Here is a 3,905-nt window from a genome sequence, read left to right on the forward strand (position 1 = left end):
CGCGAAGTCTTCCACGCCCTCAGAACCGACCTACTCCGGGCTTGACGAACTATAGGACCGTCGCCCCGAACTCTGCCGCGGGTCGTCTCCACCGTTTCGACTCGCTTCGCTCGCTCAACGACCGACCCCCCTTGTTCGTTGAGCGACGAGCGAAGCGAGGAGTCGAAACGCCCCGAACTCTGCCGGGGGTCGTTTCCACCGTTTCGACTCGCTTCGCTCGCTCAACGACCGACGGGGTCCGCGGCGAGGCTCCGCCGCTCGGCGGGCGTCTCGGGGTACTGTCTGGCAGGCAGGGGAGGGACCTCTGCGTGAGGAGTGCTTCGGATGAGTGACGCCAAGGGACCGGGCAGCGAGCCTCGCGACGGCGAGCCCATCGAGGGTGACGTCGACCGCGTTCCCGCCCCCGCGGAGCCCGATACTCACGAGCCTGTCGCCGGCGACACGGGGGACATCCCCGCGAGCCGCCGCGAGGCGCGCACGAACACCGGCGCGACCGAGATCGTCGCCACGCCGCAGGATGACGCCCCCATCGCGAAGCCGGCCGCCGACGAGCCGGTCGCCGAGCCCGTCGAGTCGACCCCCGCGCCGTCGCAGGACGAGCAGCCCCAGCACGAGGAGCCGGACTACGCCGCCCTCGCGGCCGACCTCGACGACCTCGAGTCGCGCGGCGCGAGCACGACGGTGACGACCCGATCGGCCGACGCCGAGCACAAGCCCGACCCGTGGTTCGAGCCGGCCGACAAGACCCAGACCTTCACCGCGAGCGACGCCTACGACGCCCCCACGGCCCCGGCGGTCACCGCCAGCGAGCCCACCGCGCCGGAGACGTCGGCTCCCGCCGCCCAGCCCGTGCAGCAGCAGCTGCCGATCTTCGTGCAGGCCCCCGAGCCGCCGCGGATGCGCGGCAACCGTGCCGCCGCCGCGGGCATCGGCCTCGTCGCCGCGCTGGTCTTCGCCATCCTGTACTTCGCCGCGAAGCTCGGCTTCGGCGCGCTGAACGGCGAGGTCACGCTCGACAACATCGCCGACGCCTCGCTGAGCACGGTGACCTCGCTCGGCTTCTGGACGACCGTGGTCGTCTTCTTCCTCGGTTTCTGGCTGCTGGGCGCGCTCGTGAACCGTGCGCGCTGGGCCGCGTGGGTGCTTCTCGGCGTCTTCGTCGCGATCATCGCCTACATCGGTCACATCCTCGGCGCCCTCGTCGACGCCCCGTTCTGGGCGCTGACCGCGAGCCAGGGCTTCGAGGAGGTCGGCAGGCAGCTGCTGTCGCCCCTCGCGATCGCGGCGTTCGTCTTCGCCCGCGAGATCACCATCTGGTTCGGCGCGTGGGCCGCTCGCCGCGGCGCGCGCGTCACGGAGCGCAACGCCGAGGCGCAGGCCGAGTACGAGCGCACGCTCGAGGCCGGCCCGAAGCTCTCGGCCTGAGGCACGCCGCGAACACGCAGACATCACCGGGAGCGCCCGGGAGGTTTCCTCCCGCGGCGCTCCTGGCGTTCGCGCTGGCGGGCGACGTGGCGCTGATCGTGTTCGGGTCCGGCATGCTCAGCCTGGCGACGGATCGGGACGTGATCGACACCCCGGGGCTCGGTCCGGTTCCCGGCCCGCTCGCGTTCGGAGCCGCCGCCCTCGCGTTCGCCGGCGCGCTGTGGCCTGCCCTGCGTGCGGATCGGCCCCGCTACACCGCGGTGATCCCCGTGGCGCTTGTCTCGGCGCTTGTGCACCTGGCGGCCCTGTGGATCCTGGCGCTGGTGTTCGGCGCCGACCTCGCCGCGGCGACCGCCGCGGTGGGGGAGGCGGCGACAAGCTGGACGTCCGCCGTCGTCGCGGGCGCGGCGGCCGTCGCCGGATGGGCCGCGATCGCGGTGCGCCGCACGGCGGCCCACCGCCCCCAGTGGCCCTGGGAGCGCGAGGACGACGACGAGTAGGCCCCCCACCGGTCGTTGAGCGACGTCGAAACGGGGTGATCGACGAGCGCCAGCGAGGAGTCGAAGCCGTCGGCCGTGGTCCCACCGCGTTTCGACTCGCGGAGACCCGCACTGAGCGAGCGAAGCGAGTCGAAGTGTCGCTCAACGACCAATCGGGGTTCCCAGCCCTACGCTGTTCTCGTGGAGCGTTCGCTGGAGACGCAGGTGAGCCAGGCGGTGGACGCCTGGCTGCGCTGGGTGCCCCGCTGGGAGCCGGCGACCCACCGCGGCCGCGTCGCTCCGTGCCGCCGCTGTCTCGGGTCGCCCATCCTGTCGGCCGCCGGTCTCGGATCGGATGTGCCGCACGGTGTGCAGCACGGGCTGTCGACGCGCGTGAAGACGATCGTCGACCACGCGGTCGCCGAGTACACCTCGCGCAACCTGCCGCTGCTGCAGACCGAGCTCGACCAGCAGGCAGCCCGAAACCGCGCCAGGGGCTACCGGCCGGCCGAGGGGCTCGCACCGGAGTTCGAGGGGCTGCCGCTGGATCCGGATCCGATCCCGGGCCAGCCGTTCCTGTTCACCCTGTCGGGCCTCGCGAACGAGGAGGAGGCGCAGGTGCCGAGCCTGCCGCCGCTCAGCGAGGACGCGAAGATCGCGCTGCGTCGCGAGGTCGCTCTCGCCGACGAGTACGCGAACCTCATCGGACGCGAGGTGTGCGGCATCCTGCTCCATCACCGGCTGCGGATCCACGCGGCGATCGTCGAGTACGTCGAGCCCCAGGTGGCCGCGATGCTGGAGGAGCTGTCGCAGGCGCTGGATGCTCCGTTCGATCCGCGCGATGCCGGGGACGGGCTCGGGCTGTAGCGCTTGCACCGCGCGCGTGCGGAAGCGGGCACGACACGCCGTACGCGGCCGGATGCGCTATCATGATTTCGTGTGCGTACACGCGCGCCCGCTTGCGTGCGCCGCGTCCGACACGATCAGGGAATGACCTGCGAACAGGTCACCCCCACGGCATACCCACCACATCAAACGTTCGGCACATTCTGCCGCCCGGGTGGGTCATCGTGAAACCCGCACCGCAACACCGAGCAACACGTCGCGGGGCGGGGGAATCCACCGCTGTCACCGTGCAGCACAAGAAGAGAAGGAAACCAGTGCCTACTATTCAGCAGCTGGTTCGCAAGGGCCGGTCGCCCAAGGTCACCAAGACCAAGGCGCCCGCTCTTAAGGCGAACCCGCAGCAGGCGGGTGTCTGCACCCGCGTGTACACGACCACGCCCAAGAAGCCGAACTCGGCCATGCGCAAGGTCGCTCGTGTGAAGCTCCGCAACGGCACCGAGGTCACCGCCTACATCCCCGGCGAGGGCCACAACCTGCAGGAGCACTCGCTCGTGCTGGTCCGCGGTGGTCGTGTGAAGGACCTCCCCGGTGTCCGCTACAAGATCGTCCGCGGTGCACTCGACACCCAGGCTGTCAAGAACCGTAAGCAGGCTCGCAGCCGCTACGGCGCGAAGAAGGGCTGAGTCAGATGCCTCGTAAGGGACCCGCGCCCAAGCGCCCCGTCGTCAACGACCCGGTCTACGGCGCTCCGATCGTCACGCAGCTCGTGAACAAGATCCTCGTCGACGGCAAGAAGTCGATCGCCGAGAGCATCGTCTACACCGCCCTCCAGGGTGTTGAGGCGAAGAACGGCCAGGACGCCGTCGCGACGCTCAAGAAGGCGCTCGACAACGTCCGCCCGACCCTCGAGGTCCGCAGCCGCCGCGTCGGTGGCTCGACCTACCAGGTGCCGGTCGAGGTCAAGCCGCACCGCGCGAACACGCTCGCGCTGCGCTGGCTCGTCAGCTACGCGAAGGGCCGTCGTGAGAAGACGATGACCGAGCGTCTGATGAACGAGATCCTCGACGCCTCGAACGGCCTCGGTGCCGCGGTCAAGCGCCGTGAGGACACGCACAAGATGGCCGAGTCGAACAAGGCCTTCGCGCACTACCGCTG

At 70.6% G+C, this 3,905-nt stretch carries 5 protein-coding genes; all 5 read left to right on the forward strand.

The window, feature by feature from the left end; genetic code table 11:
• Positions 1–324 precede the first annotated feature (324 nt).
• Positions 325–1,425: an SLC5/6 family protein gene (locus tag ABD161_RS12525; RefSeq protein WP_344003412.1), complete on the forward strand. Its 1,101-nt coding sequence runs from the start codon at positions 325–327 to the stop codon at positions 1,423–1,425.
• Positions 1,426–1,511: 86 nt separating this feature from the next.
• The gene (locus ABD161_RS12530; RefSeq protein ID WP_344003415.1) at positions 1,512–1,925 is read left to right on the forward strand and encodes a hypothetical protein; all 414 of its coding nucleotides are present in this window, start codon (positions 1,512–1,514) and stop codon (positions 1,923–1,925) included.
• A gap of 180 nt (positions 1,926–2,105) precedes the next feature.
• Entirely contained in the window at positions 2,106–2,771 is a 666-nt protein-coding gene (locus tag ABD161_RS12535; RefSeq protein WP_344003418.1) for a spermidine/putrescine ABC transporter substrate-binding protein, read from the forward strand.
• A gap of 293 nt (positions 2,772–3,064) precedes the next feature.
• Positions 3,065–3,433 carry a 30S ribosomal protein S12 gene (gene rpsL, locus ABD161_RS12540; protein ID WP_018187369.1) on the forward strand — a complete coding sequence of 123 codons (369 nt, stop codon included), beginning with the start codon at positions 3,065–3,067 and terminating at the stop codon, positions 3,431–3,433.
• 5 nt (positions 3,434–3,438) lie between these two features.
• The coding region (rpsG, locus tag ABD161_RS12545) for a 30S ribosomal protein S7 (protein ID WP_344003421.1) at positions 3,439–3,905 on the forward strand (467 nt) is incomplete at its 3' end.

It is taken from the genome of Microbacterium paludicola, from assembly GCF_039529675.1.
Lineage (GTDB): Bacteria > Actinomycetota > Actinomycetes > Actinomycetales > Microbacteriaceae > Microbacterium > Microbacterium paludicola.

Coding starts and splice junctions, on each gene's coding strand:
- ABD161_RS12525 (WP_344003412.1), top strand. CDS start 325: ATGAGTGACGCCAAGGGACCGGGCAGCGAGCCTCGCGACGGCGAGCCC.